Genomic DNA, 2,626 nt, shown 5'->3' with positions numbered 1-2,626 from the left:
CGACCGCAGGGGCCGGCCGTTCCACCTGACCGCGCAGGCCGCGCTGCTGGCGGCGATGCTCGCCGACCTGCCCGAGCTCGGCCGGCTCGCAGGTACGGACGACTCCGCCGAGTTCGCCGCGCGGGCCCGCCGCGACCCGGCGCTGCGCGAGGGGATCCGGCTGCTGTGGCGCCGGGAGAACCGGGTCCTCGAGCAGTCCCCGCTCACGTCCGACGGCGTCTGAGCGGCCCTTCATTGACGCGCGGAACCGGATTCACCAGCGAAGCCATACTTTTTTGCGGCTTTGGCCATACCATGGGGCCATGGCCACGGAGAAGATCACGGTGACGGTGCCCGCGGAGGTGCTGGAGAGCGCCCGCGCCGCCGTCGCGTCCGGAGCCGCGCCGAGCGTCTCGGCCTACGTCTCCGAAGCCGTACGCGACCGTGCGGCGCGCGACAGACTCGTCGCCGCCGTGGAGAGCCGCTGGGGACCGTTCGATGACGAGGCGACCGACTGGGCGCGCCGGATATTCGAGAGTGCCGACGGGGACTCCCGGCGGACTCGGTGAACCTCTCCGGCCGCGTACTGGACGTTCCCGCACTGGTGGATCTCGCGACCGGCCGTAGCCAGCACATGCGTGCGCTGGTCGGCTTCGTCGCGGCCCGCGGCTACAGCCTGGTGGCGCCCGCCACCGCCCTGACGAAGGCCGCCGCCGTGACCGACGAGCGCGGCCTTCAAGAGCTCGCCTGGGCGGTGGAGAGCGCCTCGGTGGTGGTGCTGGCCCTCGACGAGCACAACGCGTTCGCCATCGGCGACGCCGCCCGCCAGGCCGGCATCCGCGACATCGTCGACGCGCACGTGGCGCGGGCGGCCGCCGACCGAGGCTGGCCGATCGTCACCAGCGTGGAGGCGGCGGCCAAGTGGAAGACCCTCGGCCTGGCGGTGCAGAGCCTGCCCTGAGCCGTCCGGTCAGCGAGCGCTCTCGGAGGTGGACACCACGGCCGACAGCAGCCGGCGGGCCTCATCGGCGAACTCCGCGTCGACCAGGAGGTCGTACCGGTCCGCCACCACCGACGGCGCCGACATGTACCCCCTCTTCTGGAGGAGGTAGGCGACGGCCGAGAAGGCCGCGCCGAACAGGATGCCCAAGATGATGCCCGAGATCACCGCGCCCACCACCCAGGGCGTGACGACCCAGAAGATGATGCCGATCAGCAGCCCGATCCACGCTCCGGTGCCCGCGCCGGTCAGCAGCGCACGGCCGAGCGTCCAGCGGCCGAGGATGCGCTCCTCCAGCTTCAGCCCGGTGCCCACGATCGTGACGTGTTCCACCGGGAACTTGTGCTCAGCGAGCGAGTCCACGGCGTTCTGGGCGGCCTCGTGGCGGCTGTAGGTGCCCAGCACGACCTTGTGCGGACCGATGGTGCTCCGTTCGCTCATTCTCGGACCCCCGTTTCCCGTTGGTCGGTTACGGCGACTGACGCGATGCCACAGACGGCACCGGAGTGAGGCGCGGTCATTCCTCTTCTACGGCGACGGCCTCGGCGACCGCCTCGGGACGGTCGTACCGGCGGTCCGGAATTCGCCGCAGCGCTTCGACCACCGGCCAGGGGGCGCCTTGCCGCCCGGCGTGCCCGACGAGATCATCACGGCGCGTCGGATAGGGAATATCGCCGAGATAACCGCTCGCCAGTTCCGCGAACGCGCGGCTCACCTCGGCGGGCCGCGAATATCGCCGGTCCGGGAGCTCGCGCAGGGCCGCGATCACGCGGTCGAATTCTTCGCGGGCGTGCGCGAGAAGTTCGTCGCGAGTGGCGGGAAAACTGGCCTTGTGCAGGTGCCGCTGCAACAGGGCCGGGCTGATCAATTTGGTATCGCCCATGGATTCGGTCGCCCCCGATTCTCAAGCAACGCATCGAGAAACGCGCCCACGCCTCGCTGAAATCGGCCGGGCGTCATTCGACCTCATTTCCGGAGTCTACCTTCGCCGCCGTGCCCCGGGAAGTCGTCCCAGGTCGCACGGTGTTCAAACGGGCGTCAGCCGGCCGCCGAGAAAGGCGAGCTGGGCGGGCAGGCGCCGCAGCCAGAATGCGCCGTCGTGGCATCCGCGCGTCATCGCGCCGGCGGGGTGCAGCCGGTCGCGCAGCCGCCGCACCATCGGAGCGAACGGGTCGCTCGTCCCGCAGTCGACCCACGCCGGGACCTCGCGAAGCCGTCCCAGGCCGCGGAACACGTCGTACCGGGCGAAGTCCTGCGGACCGTCGAAGGCCTGGTGGTTGGTCCGGCGGGCGTTCGCGTACGAGGGGAATATCGCGGGCGACGACGCGACCATCGCCGCCATGCGCGGCGCGCCCACCGTCTCGGCGAGCACCAGAGCCCCGTACCCGCCCATCGACCAGCCGATCACCCCGAACCGGTCGGTCCGCGCGCCCTGGCGGCGCAGGAGCGGCAGCAGCTCATCTGTGATCATCGCGATCGGGTCGTCGCCGCTCGCCCGCGGGTGCCAGTACGAGCCCGGCCCGCCGTCCACCGCCACCAGAGCGAACGGCGGCGTGCTCCGCGTCCGTACGGCCTCGGCGAGATAGCGGTCGAGCCGCAGGCCGCGGGCGGTGTTCGCGCCGGTGCCGCCGGTGCCGTGGAGGTCCG

6 protein-coding genes are annotated in these 2,626 nt (G+C 71.6%); 3 read left to right on the top strand and 3 right to left on the bottom strand.

Translation table 11 applies throughout. From position 1 onward, the window contains the following. From ACFFNX_RS47315 to ACFFNX_RS47305, 3 genes are all read left to right on the top strand, one after another. A partial coding sequence (locus ACFFNX_RS47315; protein ID WP_378212958.1) for a hypothetical protein occupies positions 1-223 on the top strand: 223 nt, incomplete at its 5' end. A gap of 79 nt (positions 224-302) precedes the next feature. After that, the gene (locus ACFFNX_RS47310; RefSeq protein ID WP_285583347.1) at positions 303-548 is read left to right on the top strand and encodes a hypothetical protein; all 246 of its coding nucleotides are present in this window, start codon (positions 303-305) and stop codon (positions 546-548) included. Further along, a complete protein-coding gene (locus tag ACFFNX_RS47305) occupies positions 545-940 on the top strand; it encodes a hypothetical protein (RefSeq protein WP_378212957.1) in 396 nt (131 codons plus the stop codon). Before ACFFNX_RS47310 ends, ACFFNX_RS47305 begins: the two co-directional genes overlap by 4 nt. A 9-nt stretch (positions 941-949) precedes the next feature. On the opposite strand, the gene ACFFNX_RS47300 is transcribed toward ACFFNX_RS47305, so the two are convergent. The 3 genes from ACFFNX_RS47300 to ACFFNX_RS47290 form a co-directional block, all read right to left on the bottom strand. After that, positions 950-1,420 carry a general stress protein gene (locus ACFFNX_RS47300; RefSeq protein WP_378212956.1) on the bottom strand — a complete coding sequence of 157 codons (471 nt, stop codon included), beginning with the start codon at positions 1,418-1,420 and terminating at the stop codon, positions 950-952. Between the two features lie 76 nt (positions 1,421-1,496). Continuing rightward, entirely contained in the window at positions 1,497-1,862 is a 366-nt protein-coding gene (locus ACFFNX_RS47295; RefSeq protein WP_378212955.1) for a DUF2795 domain-containing protein, read from the bottom strand. 144 nt (positions 1,863-2,006) lie between these two features. Continuing rightward, on the bottom strand, positions 2,007-2,626 hold a 620-nt coding region (locus tag ACFFNX_RS47290; protein WP_378212953.1), incomplete at its 5' end, for an alpha/beta hydrolase.

The organism is Actinoallomurus acaciae (assembly GCF_042429965.1).
Lineage (GTDB): Bacteria > Actinomycetota > Actinomycetes > Streptosporangiales > Streptosporangiaceae > Actinoallomurus > Actinoallomurus acaciae.
Note: the sequence above shows the minus strand (reverse complement) of the source record. Positions and strands in the feature narration are given on the sequence as shown.

What these genes read in the sequence shown, in the direction of transcription:
- ACFFNX_RS47310 (WP_285583347.1), top strand. Translation starts at nt 303, where the DNA reads ATGGCCACGGAGAAGATCACGGTGACGGTGCCCGCGGAGGTGCTGGAG.
- ACFFNX_RS47295 (WP_378212955.1), bottom strand. Translation starts at nt 1,862, where the DNA reads ATGGGCGATACCAAATTGATCAGCCCGGCCCTGTTGCAGCGGCACCTG.
- ACFFNX_RS47300 (WP_378212956.1), bottom strand. Translation starts at nt 1,420, where the DNA reads ATGAGCGAACGGAGCACCATCGGTCCGCACAAGGTCGTGCTGGGCACC.